General features: G+C 31.8%; 19 protein-coding genes and 1 pseudogene. 14 read left to right on the forward strand and 6 right to left on the reverse strand.

Features of this window, described 5'->3' with window-relative positions; all coding sequences use genetic code 11:
• A partial coding sequence (locus O5Y44_RS08005) for a Cna B-type domain-containing protein (RefSeq protein WP_371465915.1) occupies nt 1-1,800 on the forward strand: 1,800 nt, incomplete at its 5' end.
• Between the two features lie 51 nt (nt 1,801-1,851).
• Here the strand turns inward: O5Y44_RS08005 and prfB are convergent.
• Together prfB and O5Y44_RS08015 are read right to left on the reverse strand one after the other, a co-directional pair.
• Nucleotides 1,852-2,961, reverse strand: a complete 1,110-nt coding sequence (gene prfB / locus O5Y44_RS08010) for a peptide chain release factor 2 (protein ID WP_371465916.1) — start codon at nt 2,959-2,961, stop codon at nt 1,852-1,854.
• Nucleotides 2,962-3,120: 159 nt separating this feature from the next.
• A complete protein-coding gene (locus O5Y44_RS08015; protein ID WP_371465918.1) occupies nt 3,121-3,564 on the reverse strand; it encodes a DUF1307 domain-containing protein in 444 nt (147 codons plus the stop codon).
• Nucleotides 3,565-3,842: 278 nt separating this feature from the next.
• Between O5Y44_RS08015 and hrcA the strand changes: the two genes are divergently transcribed.
• The 7 genes from hrcA (at nt 3,843) to O5Y44_RS08050 (ending at nt 12,147) form a co-directional block, all read left to right on the forward strand.
• A complete protein-coding gene (hrcA, locus tag O5Y44_RS08020; RefSeq protein ID WP_271966003.1) occupies nt 3,843-4,856 on the forward strand; it encodes a heat-inducible transcriptional repressor HrcA in 1,014 nt (337 codons plus the stop codon).
• Nucleotides 4,857-4,869: 13 nt separating this feature from the next.
• A complete protein-coding gene (gene grpE / locus O5Y44_RS08025) occupies nt 4,870-5,439 on the forward strand; it encodes a nucleotide exchange factor GrpE (protein WP_204642516.1) in 570 nt (189 codons plus the stop codon).
• A gap of 393 nt (nt 5,440-5,832) precedes the next feature.
• Entirely contained in the window at nt 5,833-7,656 is a 1,824-nt protein-coding gene (gene dnaK, locus O5Y44_RS08030) for a molecular chaperone DnaK (RefSeq protein WP_271966001.1), read from the forward strand.
• A gap of 219 nt (nt 7,657-7,875) precedes the next feature.
• Nucleotides 7,876-9,027: a molecular chaperone DnaJ gene (gene dnaJ / locus O5Y44_RS08035; protein WP_371465920.1), complete on the forward strand. Its 1,152-nt coding sequence runs from the start codon at nt 7,876-7,878 to the stop codon at nt 9,025-9,027.
• 135 nt (nt 9,028-9,162) lie between these two features.
• Nucleotides 9,163-10,110 carry an HD domain-containing protein gene (locus O5Y44_RS08040; protein WP_271965997.1) on the forward strand — a complete coding sequence of 316 codons (948 nt, stop codon included), beginning with the start codon at nt 9,163-9,165 and terminating at the stop codon, nt 10,108-10,110.
• Between the two features lie 29 nt (nt 10,111-10,139).
• A complete protein-coding gene (locus O5Y44_RS08045) occupies nt 10,140-11,201 on the forward strand; it encodes a hypothetical protein (protein ID WP_271965996.1) in 1,062 nt (353 codons plus the stop codon).
• 82 nt (nt 11,202-11,283) lie between these two features.
• Nucleotides 11,284-12,147 carry a S66 family peptidase gene (locus tag O5Y44_RS08050; protein ID WP_371465921.1) on the forward strand — a complete coding sequence of 288 codons (864 nt, stop codon included), beginning with the start codon at nt 11,284-11,286 and terminating at the stop codon, nt 12,145-12,147.
• A gap of 14 nt (nt 12,148-12,161) precedes the next feature.
• Here O5Y44_RS08050 and O5Y44_RS08055 read toward each other — a convergent pair whose 3' ends face one another.
• A complete protein-coding gene (locus O5Y44_RS08055; protein WP_271965994.1) occupies nt 12,162-13,025 on the reverse strand; it encodes an NAD(P)-dependent oxidoreductase in 864 nt (287 codons plus the stop codon).
• Nucleotides 13,026-13,187: 162 nt separating this feature from the next.
• Here O5Y44_RS08055 and O5Y44_RS08060 point away from each other — a divergent pair, with 162 nt between their 5' ends.
• The 4 genes and pseudogenes from O5Y44_RS08060 to O5Y44_RS08075 all read left to right on the forward strand — a co-directional run bounded on the left by O5Y44_RS08060 (nt 13,188) and on the right by O5Y44_RS08075 (nt 16,220).
• Nucleotides 13,188-14,090 (forward strand): 1,4-dihydroxy-2-naphthoate polyprenyltransferase, encoded by a 903-nt coding sequence (locus O5Y44_RS08060; protein ID WP_271987072.1) that lies wholly within the window; start codon nt 13,188-13,190, stop codon nt 14,088-14,090.
• Nucleotides 14,091-14,174: 84 nt separating this feature from the next.
• Nucleotides 14,175-14,681, forward strand: coding sequence for a YceD family protein (locus tag O5Y44_RS08065; protein ID WP_271965992.1), 507 nt, complete (start codon nt 14,175-14,177; stop codon nt 14,679-14,681).
• A 32-nt stretch (nt 14,682-14,713) separates the two neighbouring features.
• The gene (gene rpmF, locus O5Y44_RS08070; protein WP_003147267.1) at nt 14,714-14,890 is read left to right on the forward strand and encodes a 50S ribosomal protein L32; all 177 of its coding nucleotides are present in this window, start codon (nt 14,714-14,716) and stop codon (nt 14,888-14,890) included.
• 224 nt (nt 14,891-15,114) lie between these two features.
• Nucleotides 15,115-16,220: pseudogene (locus O5Y44_RS08075) on the forward strand (Gfo/Idh/MocA family protein).
• 64 nt (nt 16,221-16,284) lie between these two features.
• Here O5Y44_RS08075 and asd read toward each other — a convergent pair.
• From asd to thrC, 3 genes are all read right to left on the reverse strand, one after another.
• Entirely contained in the window at nt 16,285-17,361 is a 1,077-nt protein-coding gene (gene asd, locus O5Y44_RS08080) for an aspartate-semialdehyde dehydrogenase (RefSeq protein ID WP_371465922.1), read from the reverse strand.
• A gap of 89 nt (nt 17,362-17,450) precedes the next feature.
• A complete protein-coding gene (gene thrB / locus O5Y44_RS08085) occupies nt 17,451-18,332 on the reverse strand; it encodes a homoserine kinase (RefSeq protein WP_371465923.1) in 882 nt (293 codons plus the stop codon).
• On the reverse strand, nt 18,332-19,804 hold the full coding sequence (gene thrC, locus O5Y44_RS08090; protein WP_371465925.1) for a threonine synthase: 1,473 nt from the start codon (nt 19,802-19,804) through the stop codon (nt 18,332-18,334). Before thrC ends, thrB begins: the two co-directional genes overlap by 1 nt.
• A gap of 257 nt (nt 19,805-20,061) precedes the next feature.
• Here thrC and O5Y44_RS08095 point away from each other — a divergent pair, with 257 nt between their 5' ends.
• Together O5Y44_RS08095 and O5Y44_RS08100 are read left to right on the forward strand one after the other, a co-directional pair.
• The gene (locus O5Y44_RS08095; RefSeq protein ID WP_371465926.1) at nt 20,062-21,216 is read left to right on the forward strand and encodes a homoserine dehydrogenase; all 1,155 of its coding nucleotides are present in this window, start codon (nt 20,062-20,064) and stop codon (nt 21,214-21,216) included.
• A 138-nt stretch (nt 21,217-21,354) separates the two neighbouring features.
• Nucleotides 21,355-22,662 carry an aspartate kinase gene (locus O5Y44_RS08100; RefSeq protein WP_048802913.1) on the forward strand — a complete coding sequence of 436 codons (1,308 nt, stop codon included), beginning with the start codon at nt 21,355-21,357 and terminating at the stop codon, nt 22,660-22,662.
• Nucleotides 22,663-22,821: the final 159 nt, after the last annotated feature.

A 22,821-nucleotide genomic window follows, 5' to 3' on the forward strand; every position in this document is an offset into this window, starting at 1 on the left:
GTATCAAAAACACCTGAAGAATTAAAATTCACGAATACGTTTGTACAAAAGATGATTGATATACCAGTAACAAAAGTGTGGAATGACAATAATAATAATGATGGTAAACGACCAAATAATGTGGAAGTCGAATTATTAGAAAATGGATCATCTACAGGGAAGAAACTAATCTTAAGCTCTGAAAACAATTGGAAGGGAAGTTTCCAAAACTTAGTCGCAGAAAAAGATGGGAAAGCTATTAATTATTCTGTTGTAGAAGTTGCAACTAATGGATACCAAGCTTCTGTGACAGGTGATGTAAATACTGGATATACTATTACAAATAGTTATTCTAATGAGACAGTAAATATTAAGGCTGTCAAAAATTGGGATGATGGTAATAACCAAGATGGTAAGAGACCATCTGAAATAAAAATTAATTTATTAGCTGATGGTAAAAAAGTTGAAACTAAAACAGTAAAAGCAGATCAATCAGGAAAATGGGAAGTATCATTTACTGGAAAGCCGAAATATAAAGATGGTAAAGAGATAAAATATACTATTACAGAAGAAGCTGTGAATGAGTATACAACTACGATTACTGATTTTAATGTAGTTAATAAATATGTTCCGAAAGTAGTAGAATTTCAAGTTACGAAAATTTGGGATGATGCAAACAATCAAGATGGTAAGAGACCTTCGACTATACAAGTTCAACTTTATAAGTCTATAGAGGGTTCTGTGGAAACTCCTTTACCAGATAAGATTTTAACACTCGAAGAAAAAGGGCAAAATAATCCGAATAAATGGACTGGTATTTTTACAAATTTACCGAAATATGAAAATGGTAAAGAAGTAAGTTATTCAGTTAAAGAGATTAATGTTCCAGAAGGTTATGTTTCAAATGTTGTTGGTAAAGAAATTACAAATAGTCATACTCCTGAAGAAATAGTAATAGAAGGTACTAAAGTATGGAATGATAATAATAACCAAGATGGAAAACGTTCGAAAATCATAAGAGTTCAGATTCTAAATGGTAAAAAAGTTGTTGATGAAATAGAAGTATCAGAAAAAACTAACTGGACATTTAAATCAAAATCATTGCCTAAATATGAGAATGGTAAAGAAATTAAATATGCAGTTAAAGAAATGGAAGTAAAAACATATTCTACTGATATTTCAAAAGATGATAATGGAAAATATACAATAACAAATACTCATGAACCAGAGAAAATAAGTCTTCAAGGACAAAAAATTTGGGATGATATGAATAATATTGATCAAATAAGACCAGTATCAATAACTGTTAAACTTTATGCGAATGGAGAAGATACAGGAAAAACAGCGACTGTTACGGAAAATAATGGTTGGAGATATGAATTTTCAAATTTAGATAAATATAAAGATGGAAAGTTAATTACTTATTCGGTTAAAGAAGTGAATATTCCAAACGGTTATGAGGTTGAAGAAAATGGTATGAATATAATAAATCATCATAAGCCGAATAAACCGAAGGATCCAGAACCGAATAAACCGAAAGATCCAGAACCAAATAAACCGAAGGATCCAGAACCGAATAAACCGAAAGATCCAGAACCAAATAAACCAAAAAATCCAGAACCGAATAAACCGAAAGATCCAGAACCAAATAAACCAAAAAATCCAGAACCAAAAACTATTAATCCAGATAAATCAAGAGAACTAGATAACAATAAAAAATTACCACTTACTGGTAGTGAATCTGGAAATTCTTTATTAGGATTAATATTGTTAGGTGTTGGTACTAGCTTGGTTGCGTATAAACGTAGAAAAGAAGATTAAATAAATTAAAAGCGAGAAAATATTTTCTCGCTTTTTTCTTTTTTATAATATTTATTTTTCTTTCATATTGTAATGTAGATAAGCATCGATAAAATCTATTATCTCGCCATCCATTACTTTATCTATTGTAGATACTTCGTAGTTTGTTCTGTGATCTTTTACCATTGTATATGGAGTAAATACATAGGAACGAATTTGAGAACCCCAACCAATATCCTTTTGTTCACCGCGAATTGCTGCTAATTCTTTTTCTTTTTCTTCTATTTCGCGTTGATACAGTTTTGATTTTAAATTTTTCATCGCAGCATCTTTATTTTTAATTTGGCTTCGTTCTGCTTGTGATTGAACGACTATACCAGTAGGTAGGTGGGTAATACGAACTGCTGAATCAGTAGTGTTAATGTGCTGTCCACCGGCCCCTTGAGCTCTGTAAGTGTCTATTTTCAAGTCTTCATTATTAATTTCGATATTAATTTCATCATCATTAAATTCTGGAATTACATCGATTGAAGCGAATGATGTATGTCTTTTTCCAGACGGATCAAAAGGGGAGATACGAACAACTCGGTGAACACCTTTTTCTCCTTTTAATAATCCATAAGCAAAGTCACCTTCAATTTTTATAGTTGCTGATTTAACTCCAGTGATATCACCAGATTGATAGTTTAAGTAACTGTATTTTAATCCTTGTTTTGTGAAGAATCTTTCATACATACGTAACATTAATTCTGACCAATCTGTAGCATCAGTTCCACCAGCCCCGGCATGTATTTCTAGTATAGCAGTGTTGTTATCATATTCTTCTGAGAATAATAATCTAAAGCTAAAATCTTCAACACTATCTTTAAGATTGACTACTGTTTCTAGTAAATCTTGATAAATTTCTTCATCATCTTCATCTTTTAGAAATTCAACCATCTCTTCAGAGTGCTCTAAATAGTCTATCATTTCACTAAATTCATCAAGTTCTTTCTTTATACTTTTTGATTCGGTAACTAATAGACTAGCTGCTTCGCTATCATTCCAAAAATCAGCCTCAAGCATCATATTTTCAATTTCAGCAACTCGTTCAGTTTTATCTTCTATTTTTAATGAAGTTTTAAATTCCGTTATTCTTTTATTAATTTCTTCGAGTTCTTTTCTAAGTTCAATAAGTTCCAAAATTTTTACCTCTATTAACTTCTTTCGTTTACTTATTATACTAGAATTTTATTGAAGATACAAGGAAGGTGAGGATAAAATCCAGTGTATTCATAAGAAAAAAAGTGTTTATCAGCAAGATTAAAAGTTCTAGCTAATAAGCACTCTATTTATAAAATATTATTTTTTCTCTACAGCACCATTTTTCTTAAGATTTTCTTCTATGTAGCTTAGCTTTCTTTCTTCATCCAAAGAAGATTTTTTGAAATGTAAGCGATCCTTATCTTTTTCGAAGTTTATTTTAGTAAAATCTAAATCCCAAGTAATAATTACTTTTCCATCTTTCTTTTCAATAGTGTAGGAAAGTCCATCGATATCTTTATTCTCTTCGTCGATAGATGTCTTTATACTATTGTAGGCAGCTTCTTCATCAGCTCCTAGGTCAGTGATATTAGAAATAGTTTTTAATCTATTAACAACCTCTCCTTTATAAGTTAATGTTGTTTCATTTTCTTGATTATTTCCGTATTTTGTAGTAAATACTTTTGTCTTTTCACTGCTACATGCTGTTAGTATAAGTAGGGAAGATAAAAGTATAGTGCAAAGTCTAAATATTTTCTTCATTATAAAAAACTCCTTTTCTATTGATTAACCTTTATTATATCATAAGTGATGAAAGTTTTTGAATGGTTTTATTATTATTTGTTTCAATATATACTTTTTAAGACTCATTTAAAACTTGGTATTACAAGGTTTTTCTCACGTTGAAAACAGAAAGGTCAAAAAAAGTCAAAAATATTTCAAAAAAGCTATTGACTTATTTTGACCTTAATGGTATTATTATATATGTGATTAGCAGTCAGATACTTAGAGTGCTAAAACACAAAATTGGAGAATAGGTGATGACGATGTTAATAGATAGACAAGTACTCATTCTTCAATCTATAGTCGAAAACTTTATTACGACTAATCAGCCTGTAGGTTCTAAGCAAATTGCTCAAAATATTGATTTCAGTTCGGCAACGATAAGAAATGATATGAGTAAATTAGAAAAAGAAGGATTGATTAAAAAGACTCATATTTCATCAGGTAGAGTGCCTTCGGAAAAAGGTTATCGCTATTATGTAGATTACATAAAAAAAGATTATGAACTATCGAATAGTGAGAATGAAAAACTTAAACAACTCTCTGGTGGTGATATAGTCTCGGAAAATAACTATCTAGAAAAAAATGCAATAGTACTATCGGATTTAACTGATTGTACGGCGGTGATACTAGCCCCGACAAAAACGGATAGGCGCATTAATAAGATAGAGGTTATTCTTCTAAGTAGTCGTAGCATTCTCGTTATATTAGTAACAAATATAGGAGAGGTATTCCAACAAAACTATAAACTGGATGCAGACTTCACTGCAGAAGATATAGGGGAGATTAATAAACTTCTTCAAAGTTACTTCTATGATGTGGATATGGCAACAGCTCATGTAATGATTCACGGTGAGTTAGAAAAATATCTAAAGAATAAAGTTAACAACTACGATATGATAGTAGTGGCTTTAAATAGATTGTTGCAAAATAAAATTAAAAAGACTGTAGCATTAGGGGGTAAGTACAATTTACTTAAACAACCCGATATAGACAATGTAGAAAAATTAAAAGAAGTAGTATCGCTCTTAGAAGATGATAAGATAGTCGAGCTTCTAGATAATAATGAAGTAACAGACAAACCATCTATTAAAATAGGAACTGAGCTTAAGCTTGGGAATATAGATGATCTTTCATTAGTGTCTAGTAGTTATAACACATCTAAAGGTCAAGGTGTAATAGCCGTATTTGGACCAAAGAGAATGGACTATTCAAAAATCATGACACTTATAGCTTGTGTTCGTGATAATTTAAATAATAATTTAAAATAATTAGGAGGTAGAGATGGCTACTGAAGAACAAAAAGAAACTCTACAAGAAGAAGTAACAACAGAAGAAACTGTTGAAACTGAAGAAACTACAGACTCTGAAGAAGTAGTTGAAAAAACTGCAGAAGAGTTATTACAAGAACAAATTGAAAAACTGCAAGAAGAAGTAAAAGCGTCAGAAGATAAATACTTACGTCTTTACGCAGAATTTGAAAACTTTAAACGACGTAAAAATCAAGAAATTGACACTATAAATGCTTATAAGAGTCAAAAAGTGATTACAGAAATCTTACCAAGTTTGGATAACTTAGAACGTGCTTTACAAGTTGAGTCAACTAATGAAGAAGTACAAACAGTTCTAAAAGGTGTACAAATGGTATACGAAGGATTACAAGCAGCGCTTAAATCAGAGGGTGTTGAACTAGTAGAAACTGAAAATGCTCAGTTCGATCCAAACTTCCACCACGCAGTAATGCAAGGAGAAGAAAGCGACAAAGAAAGCGGAGTAATCTTAGATACATTCCAAAAAGGTTACAAACTAAAAGATAGAGTAATCAGACCAGCGATGGTTAAGGTCAATTCTTAAAGGCTACATCGTTAGCATTTCAAGTATTGTAAATATGAAGAAATGGTTACGAGGAAGCTTCTCAAAGATACTCAAAGAATAAGGAACGCAGAGACGAAATGATTTGAAAGTATCGACTGAGCCTTAGTTTTTTCAAACCTAGAAGGTGAAGAAAAAAGTTAGGAGTAAGAATCGCACAGCTACACCAAGAATGAGGAGCGTAGCAACGAAATGATTGGTATGTAGCCACTGCGTAGATAGATACTCAAAGAATCAAGAACGCAGTGACGAAATGATTTGAAAGTATCAACTACGTAAATAAAAAAGTAATATAAGACTTTGTTAGAGTGAAATATTCATTTTAACAAATAAATTTGAAAATATAGTTATTATAAATTTAAGGAGGACAAGAATATGTCAAAAATTATAGGTATCGACTTAGGAACAACTAACTCATGTGTATCAGTATTAGAAGGTGGGGAAGCTAAAGTAATCCCTAACCCAGAAGGTAACAGAACTACACCTTCTGTAGTAGCATTCAAAGGTGATGAAATTCAAGTAGGGGAAGTAGCAAAACGTCAAGCAATCACTAACCCTAACACAGTAATTTCTATCAAACGTCACATGGGTACAGATTATAAAGTAGATGTAAATGGTAAAAAATACTCACCACAAGAAATCTCAGCAATGATTTTACAAAACTTAAAAGCAACTGCTGAAGCTTACCTAGGTGAAAAAGTAACTAAAGCTGTTATTACAGTACCAGCTTACTTCAACGACGCTCAACGTCAAGCAACTAAAGACGCTGGTAAAATTGCTGGATTAGAAGTAGAACGTATTATCAACGAACCTACTGCAGCTGCATTAGCGTACGGATTAGAAAAAACAGATGTAGATCAAAAAGTATTAGTATTCGACTTAGGTGGTGGTACTTTCGACGTATCTATCTTAGAATTAGGAGACGGAGTATTCGAAGTATTAGCTACATCAGGAGATAATTTACTAGGTGGGGATGACTTCGACCAAGCTATTATTGACTATCTTGTAGAAGAATTCAAAAAAGAACAAGCTATCGACTTATCTCAAGATAAAATGGCAATGCAACGTCTTAAAGATGCAGCAGAAAAAGCTAAAAAAGACTTATCTGGTGTAACTTCAACTCAAATTTCATTACCATTCATCTCAGCTGGAGCTAACGGACCAGTTCACTTAGAAAACACATTAACTCGTGCTAAATTTGATGAACTTACTCACAGCTTAGTAGAAAGAACATTAATCCCAACTCGTCAAGCTCTTAAAGATGCTGGATTAAACCCAAGTGAAATCGATCAAGTAATTTTAGTTGGTGGATCTACACGTATTCCAGCCGTACAAGAAGCTGTTAAAAAAGAAATGGGTAAAGAGCCTCATAAAGGAGTAAACCCTGATGAAGTAGTAGCTATGGGTGCTGCTATCCAAGGTGGAGTAATTACAGGTGACGTTAAAGACGTTGTATTACTAGACGTAACTCCATTATCATTAGGTATTGAAACAATGGGATCAGTTATGACAGTATTAATTCCAAGAAATACAACAATCCCAACTTCTAAATCACAAGTATTCTCTACAGCTGCAGATAACCAACCAGCAGTAGATATCCACGTATTACAAGGTGAACGCCCAATGGCATCTGATAACAAAACTCTTGGAAGATTCCAACTTTCAGATATACCACCAGCACCACGTGGAGTACCTCAAATCGAAGTTACATTTGATATCGACAAAAACGGTATTGTAAATGTTACAGCTAAAGATCTTGGAACTCAAAAACAACAAAAAATTACTATTGAATCAAGCAGTTCATTAACTGATGCTGATATCGATAGAATGGTTAAAGAAGCAGAAGCTAATGCTGATGCAGATGCTAAACGTAAAGAAGAAGCTGATATACGTAACGAAGCTGACCAACTTTCATTCCAAGCAGATAAAGCATTAGAAGAAGCTAAAGATAAAGTAGATCAAAGCTTATTAGATAACATTAAAGCTAAAAACGATACATTGAAAGAAGCTATTAAAAACAATAACTTAGAAGAAATTAAAGCTGCTAAAGATGAATTAAACAAAGCAGTTCAAGAAATGACTATGAAACTTTATGAACAAGCAAATGCTGCAGCAGGAGCACAAGGTGCAGATGCAGGAGCAACTTCATCTAATAACGATGATGACACAATTGATGCAGACTTCACTGAGAAAAAATAATTAAATAAATAGTCTAAGGGAGTTACCCAAAGGTTTTAAATTCTGAAAAAGTTTATATGGGAACTCATAGATGCAGTGGTTTATTGATATCTAAATTTGCTTTATAACAGCTTTTAGATATCTAATAAACTTTGCGGGGGTGACTCGACAAAATCGATTTCTCCGAAATCACGATTTTTGAGTCACTCCCTTTATTAAATAATTATAGGAGAGATTAAGATGGCTAAAAGAGATTATTATGAGGTGCTTGGCGTAAGTAAAAGCGCAAGTGCAGCTGAAATTAAAAAAGCATATCGTAAATTATCAAAACAATATCACCCAGATATCAACAAAGAGCCAGGCGCTGAAGATAAGTTCAAAGAAATTTCAGAAGCGTACGAAGTACTGAGTGACGATACTAAAAAAGCTCAATATGATCAATTTGGTCACGCAGCATTTGAAGGTGGAGCCGGTCAAGGTGGATTTGGTGGCTTCGGTGGAGGTTTCTCTGGATTCTCAGGTGGTTTTGATGACCTTGGAGATATTTTCTCAAGTTTCTTCGGTGGAGGAGGATCACGTCGTAATCCAAATGCTCCACGTCAAGGAGAAGACTTATTACACCGCATTCGTATAAGTTTTGAGGATGCCGTATTCGGTACGAAAAAAACTATTAAAATCCGTAAAGATGTAGAATGTGATCACTGTCACGGAAGTGGAGCTAAAGATTCTTCATCTGTAAACACATGTCACAAATGTAATGGTAGTGGACAAGAAACGGTAATCCAAGATACTCCATTCGGACGTATGCAAAGTCAACGTACATGTTCTGAATGTCAAGGACGCGGAAAAATCATTAAAGATAAATGTCCTCACTGTTTCGGTAAAGGATACAATAACCGTGAGGTAGAATATGAAGTAGAAATTCCAGAAGGAATTAGCTCAGGACAACGTGTTCGTCTTCGTGGTAAAGGTGGAGCAGGAGAAAATGGAGGTCCAGCAGGGGATTTATTCATAGAAGTAATCGTTGCTGAGGATTCATACTTCCACAGAGAAGATGATGATATCTACACTGAATTAAAACTTTCTCCAGCACAGGCTGCTTTAGGAACAAAAGTTGATGTTCGTACATTAACAGGTGAAATTGAACTAAATGTTCCAGCAGGAACACAACATGGACGTAAATTCCGTCTTGCAGGTAAAGGTGTTAAAAGTGTTATGGGATATGGTCAAGGAGATCACTATATCGTGGTATCTATTGAAATTCCTAAAAACTTATCAACAAAAGAACGTGAATTATACCTAGAACTTGCTAAATTAAATAATGAAAAAGTCGAAGAAGATGAAAGCTTCCTGGACAAGGTAAGTAGAAAAGCAAAAGATCTATTTGACTAATAAGACGAAAAGCTCAGAGATTTCTGGGCTTTTTTTCTATTTTATCAAGTATTATACTATATTTATTTGAATTTTTTTGTAATACAAAGTAAAATATAAGATGGATATAAAATATACAAAAGAAGGAGTGAGGAAATGTTCATAAGTGAGTTTAAGACTGACCAAGAGATTAGTATGTTTTTATTATTAGATAATGTAATTCGTGGAATTGCAACGAGTGGGAAACCATATTTAACATTGTATTTGAAAGATAAAACTGGTAGCATTGATGGAAAAATTTGGGAAGTTAAAGATGAAGATAGTGAAAATTTAAAAGCTGGTAAAATAATTTATGTAGAAGGAACGATTTTAGATTATCGTGGAAAACTACAGTTGAAAATTAAAAACTATCGAATGGCTACAGAAAATGACAATATCGATATACAAGATTATATTCAAACAGCACCAGTACCAAAAGATGTAATGATAAATGAATTAAATTATTTCTTGAAAGAAATAAGTAATGAGAACTTAAGAATTGTAACAATTGAATTGCTAAATAAATATAAAAAGCAATTTATTAGTTACCCTGCAGCTAAATCGATGCATCATGATTTTTATTCAGGATTGATTTATCATACTACAACAATGTTGAAAATAGCAAAGGCCTTGGTAGGAATTTATCCATCATTAAATAAGGATTTATTATATAGTGGTATTATTTTACATGATTTAGGGAAAACTATAGAACTTAGTGGACCTGTAGGAACTTCTTATACATTAGAAGGTGAGCTATTAGGGCATATTGTTATTATGAGTGATGAAGTAGCACGAATGGCTGAAAAATTAGGAATTGAATCTGAAGAGATTATTTTACTTAGACATATGATTCTTGCACATCATGGCAAGTATGAATTCGGTTCACCAAAACTACCTATGATTAAAGAGGCGGAGATTATTCATTTTATCGATAATATAGATGCTAGAATGATGATGTTTGAGAAAAACTTAGCGAATGTAGAGCCTGGAACATTTAGTGATAAATTATTTGGTCTTGAGGGAAGACATTTCTACGTTCCTACGTTTGATAGAGAAGACAATTAAAGAAAAAAATTAGAGAAAGAGAAGAAAGTATGAACAAAGGAATAAAATATATATTAGGTTTTGCTGCAATTTTTGTTGCAGCTGTAATATGTGTGTTTGGAATTATTAAATACGAAGAAATGCAAGAAGGAGCTTCGACGAATAATAGTGCTAACTTAGGAAGTGTAGATGGAAAACAATTAGATAAAGAGACTACGATAATTGTTGAAAAACTATCAACATTAAATGATATCGATGCGCTTAATTCAGAGTTACACTTGTCACAAGCCGTAATTGATATCTTGAAAAAATATGCACCGACTGTAAGTTATGCGGTAGATAACAGTGAAGGATATGATGTAATCTACTTTCGTTTAGGTGGCTATTATGCTGATTTTAAAGTTAATGATGTAAATAAAATTATCGGTTCTTATAAAGTTGATGGTGGAAAATTAACATCAACAGGAGATGACTTAGATAAGATAGGATCTAAAGTTAATGGTAACGATAAATTGAAATGGAATAACATAAACATTAATAACAAAGATCACGATAAAGATGCTGCTTTTGCAATTGCTACGAAATATAATGGAGTACAATTAGGTGGAAGTATAGATAGTATGGTAGGATTATTTGGTTACTTATCAGATCCTAGTAGACACGCAAAAGATGCTCAACCTGGTACAAATGTTGTACCAATGTCACTTGGCGAAATTACTGATATTTATAATACAGCTTTTGCAGAAACATTTAGTGCTGAACAAGTCTATAAAAAAGTAACTGGAATACAACATGCTACTTATAAAGAAGTGGACGACAGTTATAAAGGAAATGAATCTAAGTATAATAAGAGTATTAAATGGAATGAAGTTATTTACTTCAAGAAAGATAAGATGTACCTTGCGGCATTTGGTGGTATAGGAGGAGTAAGTGCAACATCTCCAGCTACACCAGATAAGTATACAATAGAAGGAGATAAAGTTATCGTACCTCTAATTGATAACTTTAATGGTGGAAAACAAAAAGGTCAAATGGTACTACGTCTAAATAATAAAAAATATGAAGGCGGACAAAGTAGATCTAAATATTATGTAGAAAGCGTAAGTAATTAGGTTATAAAAATATTATAAAAAGTAAAAGATAGGATTAAGTCCTGTCTTTTACTATGTATATGATAAGGAAAACTAGTAAGGTATGATATTAAATATAAATGATAAAATAGCTTTGGTAGTATGTTCAAATGGAAAAAATACTGAAGATAAAGATAGGTTAGAAAATTTAGAGAATACTTTAGTAGAGATGGGTTTAGTACCTGTCTTTACTAAATATATCTATAGAGATAAGTATGGACGTGCCGCAAGTCCACAACTTAGAGCTGATGAATTAATGTCGTTTTATAGGAATAATGAGATAAAAGCAATCTTTGATATTTCTGGTGGAGATATTGCTAATGAAATCTTAGAATATATAGATTATGAAGTAATAAAAGAAAACTATAAACCATTTTTTGGATATAGTGACTTAACGACAGTATTAAATTCTTTAGTAAGAAAAACAGATAAAATAAATTATTTATATCAGATTTTAAATATTATAGAAAATGAAGAAATACGAAAAAGTTTTGAGAATACATTCTTAAAAAAACAGAACTCTTTATTTGATGTTAACTGGAAGTTTTTACAAGGAACAAAAATTGAAGGTGAAGTTGTTGGAGGAAATATTAGGTGTTTCTTAAAACTTGCAGGGACAGAATATTTTCCAAAAGTAGAAAACAAGGTGTTTTTCATAGAAGGATTAGGTACTTCAATAGAAGGGCTAATAACACATCTTTCCCAATTAAAACAATTAGGAGTATTTGATAAAATTTCAGGATTATTAATAGGAACTTTCACAAAAATTGAAAAAGAATTTTCTGTTGAAGAAATATTTGAAATTATTCAGGAGTATATAGCATCTTCTTTACCAGTAGCAAAAACTCAAGAGGTTGGACACGCAAAAGATTCAAAAGCATTGAAACTTGGAGAAAAAATATATATTAAAAATGAGTTGATCGTCTAGATCAACTCATTTTTTTATAGTTTATACCATTTAGAAATTGCTTGAGTTCCGTTTGTGTTACGAACTTCTTCTTCTAACTCGTTGTAAATTTTGTACGCTGTCTCAAGTCCAGGAAGTTTGATATTCATTTTTTCACATTCTTCTAAAGCAAGTTTCATATCTTTAATAAAGTGGTGAGTGAAAAATCCTGGTTTGAAGTCTCCGTTTAGGATACGTGGCCCATATGAAGTCATTGAGAAACTTCCGCCTGAACCTGTAGATACTGTTTTGAAGAATGAGTCTAAGTCTAGTCCAACTTCTTTAGCGAATTTGAAACTCTCTGCAACAGAAATCATAGTAGTAGCTATAGCAATTTGGTTAGCAAGTTTTGTATATTGCCCTTTTCCTGCATCTCCGAAATAAGTAATGTTTTTACCTAGTTTTTCAACTAATGGAAGAACGATTTCTTCAAATACTTTCTTGTCACCACCAGCCATGATAGACAATGTAGCATTTTTTGCTCCGATATCTCCTCCAGTAACTGGTAAATCAAGTGCGTATGCTCCAACTTTTAGAAATTCGACACTGATTTTTTCAGCGAGTGTAGGTGAAGAAGTAGTCATATCTACGAAGACTTGCCCCTTTTTAGCTGTCGTAATTAATCCTTCTTTACCTAAATATACTTCTTCAACATCTTTAGGGTAACCAACCATAGTGAATATGACTTCGGCAAATATAGGTGCATCTTTAATCTCTTCAAGAAGAGTTGCTCCACGTTTTAATAAGTTGTCAGTTTTACTCTTTGTTCTGTTGTAGACGAAAAGTTCATGACCCGCATCTAATAAGTGTCCAGCCATGCTCTCACCCATAACTCCTGTTCCAATCCATGCAATTTTCATAATGAGTTCCTCCATGTATAATTATATTTCTTCTTTAATTATACCATAAAAATTGAAAACGTTATAATTCGTAGTTTGAATAAATAGGGAAAGAATTTTAATAACATCGAAGGGAAATATATGATATAATATTCAAGGTAAGATGATAACTAGGAGGATGTTGTGAATAAAAGCAAATTAAAAGAATTTTTTATGTGTACAAGACCACATAGTTATCCAGCATCGATAGCACCAGTTTTATTCGGGGCTACGTATGCATTAGGATACGAGAGTAAATTCTCAATTTTAAAATTTATATTGTTTTTACTAGCTTGCTTATTAATTCAAGCTGCGACTAATTTATTTAATGAGTATTATGATTACAAACATGGATTGGACAAGGTCGATTCAGAAGGAATTTCTGGTTCGATAGTGAAGGGAAATCTAAGCCCTAAAGAGGTTATGGTAGGAGCCTTGGTATTGTACGCACTAGCATTTGTATTTGGATTAATTTTAACATTTATGACGAGTGTCTATGTACTATTAGTCGGTTTAGTGTGTATGCTTGCTGGATATTTCTATACTGGAGGTAAATATCCTATAGCTTATTCTCCATTTGGAGAAGTTGTTTCAGGATTTTTCATGGGAACAATTATAATAACTTTATCATTCTATTTCCAAACTGGCTATGTTAATGCTGATATTATTGTTGTTTCACTGCCGTTATTTATCATGATAGGAGCAATATTATTAGCGAATAATATCCGTGACTTGGATAATGATAAAGAATCAGGAAGAAGAACTTATGCGATATTAGTCGGAAGAAATAATGCGATTAAAACAATGGCAATTAGCTTTATCGTAGTATATTTATTAAATGTTTTATTTATAGTTACTAAATATGCTTCGTGGTGGAATCTACTGGTGTTTGTTACTATTCCTTTAGCTATAAAAATAATTAAAGGTTTTAGTGCGAATAATCACAAAAAAACAATGGCACCGTATATGGTGTTAACAGCTAAGTTGACGATTTTTGTAGGATTCATAATGTCGTTAGCGAATATATTGAAATATATAATGAATTAAAAAAAACAAATGAGTCAACTTTTTTTGTTGACATCTTAAACTAAAAGATATATAATAAATAATGTGTTTATGAGGTGATATTTAATGAAATGGTTAAGATCTTCGTTATTCAAAAATAATAGTGATACTTTTGTTTTTGAAGAAAATATAAATGTTAAAGTAGCACACTACGATAGCTCTTTAAAAGATATTAGAGATGTTGTTGTTAGTGGAAAATTAACTCGAGGTGGACAAGATAAAATCTATGCTGATCTATTAATTAAAGGTAACTTCGAAATGATTTCAGGAAAAACACTAAAAGAAGTTGTTGTTCCATTTGAAATCGAAGAGAGAGAAGAATACGTTGATAAATCTGTATTTGCAGGTGAAGAGGTATTCGACGTTAATTTAATGGATATGTATATTGATTTAACACCTTTAGTGAATGAGCTTATAATTTTAAATATTCCAATAACTACTTCTGATGAAGAAGAGCTAGAGATGGTTTCTGGTAATGACTGGGAATTGGTTTCTGAAGAGTCTTTAACTGATGTTAAAGAAAAGAAAGAATCACCGTTTGCAGCTCTTAACGGACTATTTAAAGAACAATAAGAATTATTTAAAATAATTGGAGGAAATTAACTATGGCAGTTCCTTTTAGAAGAACATCAAAAACAGCTAAAAGAAAAAGAAGAACTCACAAAAAACTATCTGCACCATCAATTACTATCGATGCAACAACTGGTAACTACGTAATGGGTCACCGTGTTGATAGAAAAACTGGTATGTACAAAGGTAGACAAGTTCTAGACGTTAAATAATTTAAATATTACCAAACCCTAAGGAGGTGTCCTTAGGGTTTTTTATATTTAAAAGAAGATATCTTAGATTAGCGATGTATTGAGAAATAAGTAGAGGAGATTTAATAAATAAGTAAGTTTAGGACAAAAAACTCAATATATCTTGTGAATTTTTTTGATAAGATGTAGAATAATAGTATAATATAATTTTCTAATTTGATAGAAATTTAAAAGGGGATTTTGATATGATTAAGTATGGAATTGTTGGATCAGGTTATTTCGGAGCAGATTTAGCTCGTTCATTAGAAAAAATAAAAGATGCGAAAGTGATTGCAGTTTTTGATCCAGAAAATGGGGAGAAAGTTGCTAAGGAACTAGAAGCAGAGAATTGTTCAACTTTAGAACAATTGGTAACAAGAGAAGATGTAGATTGTGTTATCGTCGCAACACCGAGTAATTTACATCGTGAGCCAGTATTATTAGCCGCTAAGAATGGTAAACATGTATTCTGTGAAAAACCAATCGCTTTATCTTATGAAGATTGTAAGGTTATGGTTGAAACTTGTCGAGAAAATAATGTGATTTTTATGGCAGGTCATATTATGAACTTTTTTAATGGAGTACGTCACGCAAAAGAATTGATTAAGCAAGGGAAAATAGGAGATGTAATATTTTGTCATGCAGCAAGAACAGGATGGGAAGAAAAACAAGAAACTGTTTCTTGGAAAAAAATCGATCACAGTCTGGAGGACACTTATACCATCACATTCATGAACTTGATTGTATTCAATTTATTATGGATGGTCTACCCGAGCAAGCAACTATGATAGGTGGAAATGTATGTCATGTTGGTGAAAATTTTGGTGATGAAGATGATTTCTTAATAGTTAATCTGGAATTTTCTAATAAACGATATGCAGTACTTGAATATGGGAATGCTTTTAGATGGGGTGAACACTATGTCCTTATAGAAGGTACAAAAGGAGCTATAAAATTAGATTTATATAATACTAGAGGTACTTTAAGAGTAGTAGGAGAAGGAGAGAGTTATTTCTTAATCCATGAATCAAAAGAAGAAGATGATGATAGAATGGCTATTTATACAGGTAGAGGAATGGACGGAGCAATAGCTTATGGAAATCCTAATGTACGTTGCCCTCTTTGGTTACAAAGCTGTATAGATAAAGAAATGTTGTATTTGCATAATATTTTGAATGGAGAAAAAGTATCAAAAGAATATGAAAAACTATTAAACGGTGTCGCAGCTCTAGAGTCAATTGCGACTGCTGATGCATGCACATTGTCTTTAAAAGAAAATAGAAAAGTAGAGTTGAGAGAAATAGTGAAATAGAAAATAAGAGACTAATAAAAACAATACTCCAAGAGAAGTTCTCCTGAAGTATTGTTTTATAATATTAATCTAAGTATCCTAATTTTTTAATTAGTTCTGCAGTTAGTACAGCCCCACCAGCTGCTCCACGTAATGTATTATGAGAAAGTCCTACGAATTTGTAATCGAATAGGTTATCTTCACGTAAACGACCTACAGTAATTTGCATACCTTTTTCGTTGTCACGATCAAGAACTGGTTGTGGACGATCATTTTCTTCATAATATTTAATAAATGGAGTTGGTGCTAGTGGTAAATCATGTTTAGCAATTTCAGGAACATGATTTTTAATTTTTTCAACTAAAGTTTCTAATCCTGGATTATTTTCTATATTGAATGATACACAAGCAAGGTGACCATCAAGAACTGGAACACGAATACATTGAGCTGATAGTTTCATTGAGTTATCTGGAACGATTTTACCATCAACTACTTTACCGAAGATTTTAAGTGGTTCTTTTTCACTTTTCTCTTCTTCTCCTCCAATATAAGGAATGATGTTCTCTACCATTTCAGGCCATTCATTGAAAGTTTTTCCGCTTCCTGATATAGCTTGGTAAGTACAGATAGATGCTTCTTTAACACCGTATTCTTTAATTGCTTCAAAGATAGGAACATAACTTTGAATTGAACAGTTAGGTTTAGTAACGATAAATCCTTTTTTAGTTCCAAGACGTTCTCTTTGAGCTGGAAGAACATCTAGGTGAGTAGAGTTAATCTCTGGGATAATCATAGGTACATCGTCTTTGTTTCTATTTGCAGAGTTGTTAGAAACAACAACTACTTCACGTTTAGCATAGTCTTCTTCAAGTTTGATTAAAGCTTCTTTATCAAGGTTGATAGCGCAGAATACCATGTCAATTCCTTCAGAAACTTCGTCAATTTTATATAAGTCTTCAACAACTAACTCTTTTGTGTATTCAGGAATAGCGTGATCTAATTTCCAACGGCTTTCCATAAGTTCTCCATATTTTTTACCAGCAGAACGAGGTGATGCTGCTAATTTAACTACGTCAAAGTATGGGTGATTTTCTAATAATACTAATAAACGTTGTCCTACCATTCCTGTTGCCCCTAATACGGCTACTCTTGATTTTTGCATAATAAATCTCTCCTTTATTTGTATAAAAATTATTTTAAAATGAATTTCCTCTCTGCAATAAAAGAAGAAGTCCAAAAATTATTAACATATTAATTTAGAACTACTGTTCCTTCTTTATCAACTTTTAGTAAAATTGCTTGCCAGTTGTATTTTAATTTAGCAAGTTCAGTTTTTATTTTTTCAATATTGTTAGTATCGCTAACGATATTCATTAATGTAGAACCACTTCCAGAAATGAAAAATGCTGAACTATCAATTTTTTCACAAATTTCTCTAACTTCGTGATATTCATGTATTATTTCTTTTCTATAAGGTTCATGGATTTTATCTCCCATAACCTTATTAAGAAGTTCTAAGTCATAAATTTCAAATGCCTTAATAACCGATCCGATACGTGATAATGAGTAGATTGCATCTTGAAGTTTAATTTCTTTTGGCATTACTTTTCTAGCTTCTTCAGTAGACGTTTCGAAGTTTGGAATTAATGCAAGGAAATTAAATCTTTCATCGACCTCATATTTTACAGTTACCGCTTCTTTACTATCGGTAGTACAAGATGAACTTAGACTTCCGAAAATAGCTGGCGAAACATTATCGGGATGCCCTTCGATTTCGTTAGCTATTGTAAAGATTTCTTGTTTATCAATGGGTGTATCAGTTAGTAAGTACGCACCGTATATTCCAGCGACTACACAAGTAGAGCTACTACCTAAACCACGGCTAATTGGTACATCATTATCGATTGATATTCTAACACCTGAAATTTCTTTGTTTAATTTTTTTAGTGTAGTTAGTAATGTTTGATAAACTAGGTTATTTTCATTTGAAAAACGTTCTTCAAATCCGACGAATTCTAGACCACTGTCTAATTTTTCGAATTTAAAAGTAGTGTAAAGTGTTAAAGCAACACCAAGGCTATCAAATCCACATCCAACATTCGCAGAAGTGGCAGGTACACGAACACTTACCATTATAAATCACCTAGTTTCTCTAAGATGTATTTCTTCATATCTTCCTTATTAATTACATCTTTATGTCTAATTTCTTTTTTGTCAAGATCTCTTAAATTCTCAGGGATAACAACTTTTGTTTGTTCATGAAGTTTATTCATAAGAGTAAACTCATCTTCTCCATGGGTTTCGAATAGAGAAGAGTAGACACTTTCAGTAAATTTGTATGGAGACGCTGTTGATAATACAATACTAGCATGCTCATTATCTAAATTATCAAGAAGAACTTTGTAAGCTACGGCAGTATGAGTATCTAATAGGTAGTTATCTTTTTCATAGATAGCTTTAATAGTTTCTTTAGTTTGTTCATCATCAGCAAATCCAGCTTGGAACTTGTCTTTTATCTTATCTAATACTTCACCGGTAACTTCAAAGCGACCAGTTTCTTTTAGGTCTTTCATAAGTTTAGCAATATATGCGTTATCACAACCACTGATGTAGTAAAGTAGACGTTCTAAGTTACTAGAAATTAAGATGTCCATACTTGGTGATACTGTTTTTAAGAAGTCTCTGTTTTTATCATAAACACCAGTTGTTAAGAAATCATAAAGTACATTATTGTTGTTACTTGCACAAACTAGTTTATTTATAGGTAAACCGATTTGTTCAGCGTAGTAACCAGCTAGAATATTACCGAAGTTACCAGTGGGTACTACAAAGTTTACTTTATCGTTTAATTTAATTTTGTTTGTATTTACTAAGTCTAAGTAAGAAACAACGTAGTAAACTACTTGAGGGATAAGACGCCCGATATTGATTGAATTTGCACTTGATAACTTAATATTTTTAGAAAGTAATTCTTTTTTGAATTCTTCATCAACGAATAGTTCTTTAATCCCACTTTGAGCATCGTCAAAGTTTCCATGTATCGCACAAACTTTTGTATTCTTACCTTCTTGAGTTTGCATTTGTGTTTTTTGTACTGTGCTTACACCATCGTTAGGATAGAAGACCATAATTTTTGTTCTATTTACATCTTTAAAACCTTCTAGTGCAGCTTTACCTGTATCTCCACTAGTCGCAGTTAAGATAAGAATGTCATTTTTGTCTTCTACTTTTGAAAGTGCCGTTTTTGTAAGTTGTGGAAGAAGTGAAAGACCTACGTCTTTAAATGCACTAGTAGGTCCATTGAATAATTCAAGAACATAGCTATCTTTTAATCCTACTAAAGGGGTAATATTCTCGTGAGAGAATTTTCCTCTATATGCTTCTTCTACACATTTTTTAATTTCTTCATCGCTAAAGTCTACGAAAAGACGTAGCACGGCTTCAGCTACTTCATAGTAGCTTTTTCCTATTAATTTCTCTAAATCTAATTTATTTTTTCCTAAATCTCTTAAAACGAAAAGTCCACCTTCTTCACTTAAACCTTGAAGAATAGCTTCACTCGGATTTAATTTTCTATTAATATCTCTTGTACTTTCGTAAATCATTTAAAATCTCCTTGCTTTATCGTTGTATATATGATACAATGTTCTCTATAAAAATACAAGTGTTTTTTACAAAAAGAACTTAATTAATTTTTATAATTATAATTTTACACCAAAATAAGTTATAAAAACAGTCGAAATAATCAAAAAATTGAAATTTTTTGAAAATTTTCAAATTAATTTATTTGACATAAATAAAATACTTGATAAACTTTAACTATATAATTGAAAATAAATAATGAACTTAGGAGAAAATAATTATGAAGATTGCGATTTTAGGATATGGAACTGTTGGTAGTGGGGTATATGATATTATTACTAACGGTAAAACTGAAGAATTAGATAAAATTGAAGTAAAGAGTGTTTTCGCAAGAAGTCGTGATAAGATGCATTTAGCTACAGACGATATTAATGAAATTTTAAATGATGAAGAAATTTCGATTGTAGTTGAGTGCTTAGGTGGATTAAAACCTGCGTATGATTTCATAAAAAGATCTTTAGAAAATGGTAAACACGTTGTTACTGCGAATAAAGCTGTTGCAGCAAAATATCTAGGCGAATTTGTTGAGTTAGCTGAGAAGAATAATGTTAAGTTTATTTTTGAGGCTAGTGTTGGTGGAGGAATTCCATGGCTTGTAAATTTAGAAAGAACTAGACGTGTTGATGAAATAAAACGAGTATATGGTATTTTTAATGGAACAAGTAACTATATATTAGATAACATGTATAGAAATGATCAAGAATTTGATTCTACTTTAAAAACTGCTCAGGATTTAGGATATGCTGAAGCTGATCCGAGTGCTGATGTGGACGGTGGGGATGTTGTGAACAAAATTATCTTAAGTAATGCACTTGCTTTCGATATTCACGTTAAACCTGAATTTCCTACATACTCTATGAGAAACATTACAAAAAATGATATAGATTATTTAAAACAGTATGACCTAGCTGTTAAATATATTGGAGAAACAAATGTAGAAAATGGAGAGTATGAGACTTCTGTAATGCTTTCTATATTCGGAAAAGAATCTCAAGAAGCGGCTGTTCCTTTAAATAATAATATCATTACTTTAGATGGTTCTTTCATCGGAGAACTTAAGTTTTATGGACAAGGAGCAGGAAAACTTCCAACAGGAAATGCTATCGTTCAAGATATAGTTGATATTAATGAAGGTTCAACTCGTGTTGATGTAGTAATTAAGAATGACTTATCTTATTCAGAAGAATTAACTAGAAGAAATTACTTAGTACGTTCATCAGTTGAATTATCTGGTGAATTAGTTGAGAGTGTTGAACAGTATAGAGAAAACTACTATGTAAAAACAAAAGAAATTTCATTAAAACAATTAAGTTCTTTAGTTGATGAAGTAAAAGAGAAAGATAGTAAATTTGTAGTCGCTAAGTTTCATAAATAATTAAAAATAAGTAATAAAGTGATTATTAAAAATAAATGTTAGATTTTTCAGAAAATTTATTGATTTTTCTACAGATAGTTATATAATATATATTAGTAATAAAAATACAAATAACATGAATTAGAAAAAGGAGTTAAGATGGTTAGAGTATCAAAATTTGGAGGAAGCTCGGTAGCAAGTGCCGAACAATTTAAAAAAGTTAAAAATATTGTAGAATTAGACGATGCACGTCGTTTTGTTGTAGTGAGTGCTGTTGGAAAGGCGGATAAAGAAGATAATAAGGTTACAGATCTACTATATTTATGCTATGCACACACTAAATACAATATAAATTTTGATAATATCTTTAAAATGATTGAAGATAAATTTATTGCTATTAAAAGTGAATTAAACTTAAAATTTGATATTGAAGGTGAACTTGCTAAATTAAAATCTGAAATTAGTAAAGGTATTGATGAAGAGTATTTAGTAAGCCGTGGTGAATATTTAACAGCTTTATTAATGGCAGAGTATTTAGGATATCACTTTGTAGATGCTAAAGACTTAATCTTTTACAACTACCAAGGTGAGATTGATTTTGAAAAAACTCAAGCAGCCTTTGATGCTATTGTAAAAGAGTATGATCGTCTTCTTATTCCGGGGTTCTATGGAAGTAGACCAAATGGGGAAATTAAAATTATGACTCGTGGTGGAGGAGATGTTAGTGGAGCGATTGTTGCTAATATTGCAAATGCAAGTGTTTATGAAAACTGGACTGACGTATCTGGAATCTTAATGGCAGATCCTCGTATTATTGACAATCCACATGAGATTAAAGTAATTAGTTATACAGAACTTCGCGAACTTTCATATATGGGTGCAAGTGTTCTTCATGAAGAAGCAATCTTCCCAGTACGTGATAAAGACATTCCAATCCAAATTCGTAACACAAATGATCCAACAGCAGAAGGAACTATTATCTCAGATAATAAACATCTAGATGCGAAACAAATAGTTACAGGTATTGCAGGGAAAAAAGATTTCTCTATTATTACTATTAAAAAACGTCACATGGCAAATGAAGTTGGATTAATTGGTAAAGCTCTGAAAATTTTTGAAGACTTTAATGTTAGTATCGAGCACATTCCAAGTGGAATTGACTCATTCTCGGTAGTTGTTGAAACAGGTAATGTTAGACCTTTTATTCATGAGTTAGTAGCTAAAATTAAAGCTGTTTTAGATGCGGATGAGGTAAATGTAACTCATGAGATTTCTCTAATTGCTACAGTTGGGGAAAAAATGAAAAATACAAAAGGACTATCTGGCAGATTATTCAAAGCACTAGGGGAAGCTGGAGTAAATATTGCACTAATTTCACAAACTAATGATGAGATTAACATTATCGTCGGTGTTCATAATGATGATTATGAAAAAACTATAAACACTATTTATTCAGAATTTAAATAATATAAATGGGGGCTGACCCAAAAGTCCTAAATTTTAACAAGGTTTATATGAAAATTCATAGACGCAGTGGTTTATTGATATCTAAATTCGCTTTATAAAAGCTTTTTAGATATCTAATAAACTGTGCGGGGGTGACTCGACAAAATCGATTTCTTCGAA

It is taken from the genome of Gemella sp. 27098_8_155, from assembly GCF_041433725.1.
Classification (GTDB): Bacteria; Bacillota; Bacilli; order Staphylococcales; family Gemellaceae; genus Gemella; species Gemella haemolysans_D.

Coding starts and splice junctions, on each gene's coding strand:
- O5Y44_RS08045 (WP_271965996.1), top strand. CDS start 10,140: ATGAACAAAGGAATAAAATATATATTAGGTTTTGCTGCAATTTTTGTT.
- asd (WP_371465922.1), bottom strand. CDS start 17,361: ATGCAAAAATCAAGAGTAGCCGTATTAGGGGCAACAGGAATGGTAGGA.
- hrcA (WP_271966003.1), top strand. CDS start 3,843: ATGACGATGTTAATAGATAGACAAGTACTCATTCTTCAATCTATAGTC.
- O5Y44_RS08050 (WP_371465921.1), top strand. CDS start 11,284: ATGATATTAAATATAAATGATAAAATAGCTTTGGTAGTATGTTCAAAT.
- O5Y44_RS08055 (WP_271965994.1), bottom strand. CDS start 13,025: ATGAAAATTGCATGGATTGGAACAGGAGTTATGGGTGAGAGCATGGCT.
- dnaJ (WP_371465920.1), top strand. CDS start 7,876: ATGGCTAAAAGAGATTATTATGAGGTGCTTGGCGTAAGTAAAAGCGCA.
- rpmF (WP_003147267.1), top strand. CDS start 14,714: ATGGCAGTTCCTTTTAGAAGAACATCAAAAACAGCTAAAAGAAAAAGA.
- dnaK (WP_271966001.1), top strand. CDS start 5,833: ATGTCAAAAATTATAGGTATCGACTTAGGAACAACTAACTCATGTGTA.
- O5Y44_RS08095 (WP_371465926.1), top strand. CDS start 20,062: ATGAAGATTGCGATTTTAGGATATGGAACTGTTGGTAGTGGGGTATAT.
- thrC (WP_371465925.1), bottom strand. CDS start 19,804: ATGATTTACGAAAGTACAAGAGATATTAATAGAAAATTAAATCCGAGT.
- O5Y44_RS08015 (WP_371465918.1), bottom strand. CDS start 3,564: ATGAAGAAAATATTTAGACTTTGCACTATACTTTTATCTTCCCTACTT.
- O5Y44_RS08100 (WP_048802913.1), top strand. CDS start 21,355: ATGGTTAGAGTATCAAAATTTGGAGGAAGCTCGGTAGCAAGTGCCGAA.
- grpE (WP_204642516.1), top strand. CDS start 4,870: ATGGCTACTGAAGAACAAAAAGAAACTCTACAAGAAGAAGTAACAACA.
- thrB (WP_371465923.1), bottom strand. CDS start 18,332: ATGGTAAGTGTTCGTGTACCTGCCACTTCTGCGAATGTTGGATGTGGA.
- O5Y44_RS08040 (WP_271965997.1), top strand. CDS start 9,163: ATGTTCATAAGTGAGTTTAAGACTGACCAAGAGATTAGTATGTTTTTA.
- O5Y44_RS08065 (WP_271965992.1), top strand. CDS start 14,175: ATGAAATGGTTAAGATCTTCGTTATTCAAAAATAATAGTGATACTTTT.